Here is a 1,447-nt window from a genome sequence, read left to right as displayed (position 1 = left end):
TAGTGTCATGAGTTAAAAATTCATTGAATGATGTCGATCACGTACTAAAGTGTTCTGTGTGGCACTCGATACGAGGAGGCATCGATGAGCGGACGGCCCAAAGGGGAACTCGTGCTGAGCGAATCGGAGCGCGAAGAACTGCAAGCTCTGACAATGCGACGCAAGACCGCACAGGCCCTCGCATTGCGGGCGCGCATCGTATTGGCCTGTGCCGATGGCCTGGACAACAAGAGCGTTGCGGCGAAACAGCGGGTCACTCAGCAAACGGTCTCGAAGTGGCGGGCGCGGTTCGTCATGCATCGTCTGGACGGACTGCTCGATGCACCTCGGCCCGGCGCGCCGAGGACGATTGATGACGCGCGCGTCGATGCGGTCATCGCAAAGACGCTTGAGTCCGTACCTGTCGGAGCGACTCACTGGAGCACCCGCACGATGGCTCGCGAGATGAAAGTGTCGCAGACCGCGGTCACGCGGATCTGGCGTGCTTTTGGTTTGCAGCCGCACCGGCAGGAAACATTCAAGCTCTCCAGCGATCCGCTGTTCGTCGACAAGGTGAGAGATATCGTTGGGCTTTACCTGGATCCGCCGCTTAAGGCCATGGTGTTGTGCGTGGACGAGAAGAGCCAGATTCAGGCGCTGGACCGCACGCAACCCATGTTGCCGCTGGCACCTGGCATCCCTGAGCGACGCACGCACGATTACATGCGCCACGGCACGACCACGCTGTTCGCGGCGCTGGACATCGCGACCGGCGAGGTGATCGGCGAGGTACATCGACGCCATCGCAGCAGCGAATTCGTGCGCTTTCTGCGCACCATCGAAGCCAGCGTGCCGTCGCACCTGGATGTGCATCTGGTGATGGACAACTATGGCACGCACAAAACGCCCTCGATCAAAGCCTGGTTCGCCCGTCATCCTCGCTTCCATGTTCACTTCACGCCCACCTCGGCGTCGTGGCTTAATCAGGTTGAACGATGGTTCGCCTCGCTCACTGAAAAATACCTTCGGCGCGGCACGCATCGATCGACACGCCAACTCGAAGACTCGATCCGTCACTACCTGAACATCTATAACGCCAATCCCCGACCGTTTATCTGGAGCAAGTCAGCCGATGAAATCCTGGCGAGCCTCGAACGGTTTTGTGCGCGGGTCCGCAGCGCCACGGCAGGAGCACCATGAATACGAATATCAATACCAATGCAATCGATGAAGTCGCCCTGGCACTTCTTTACCTGACCCTGCACGACCGATACCGTGCATGGAAGGGTTTCGACTGGGATGTATTGAACCGGCTCTACGAGCGAGGCTTCATCGAAGACCCTGTCAACAAGACGAAGTCCGTGATCTTTACCGAAGAGGGATTGCGCGAATCCGAGCGGCTCTTTAATGAGCATTTCGTCATTCCGGAAACAACCGGAAATTAATTCAACGAACTTCTAACTCAGGA

2 protein-coding genes are annotated in these 1,447 nt (G+C 57.6%); both read left to right on the top strand.

Translation table 11 applies throughout. From position 1 onward, the window contains the following. The first annotated feature begins 84 nt into the window (after positions 1 to 84). Entirely contained in the window at positions 85 to 1,179 is a 1,095-nt protein-coding gene (locus VSR68_RS42420) for an IS630 family transposase (protein ID WP_342945368.1), read from the top strand. Further along, a complete protein-coding gene (locus tag VSR68_RS42415; protein WP_342945367.1) occupies positions 1,176 to 1,424 on the top strand; it encodes a DUF6429 family protein in 249 nt (82 codons plus the stop codon). The genes VSR68_RS42420 and VSR68_RS42415 overlap by 4 nt, the downstream gene beginning before the upstream one ends. Positions 1,425 to 1,447 lie beyond the last annotated feature (23 nt).

The sequence above is a fragment of the Paraburkholderia phymatum genome, assembly GCF_038900715.1.
GTDB lineage: Bacteria > Pseudomonadota > Gammaproteobacteria > Burkholderiales > Burkholderiaceae > Paraburkholderia > Paraburkholderia phymatum_A.
The sequence above is the reverse complement of the archived record's forward strand: the minus strand, read 5'-3'. Positions and strand labels throughout refer to the sequence as shown.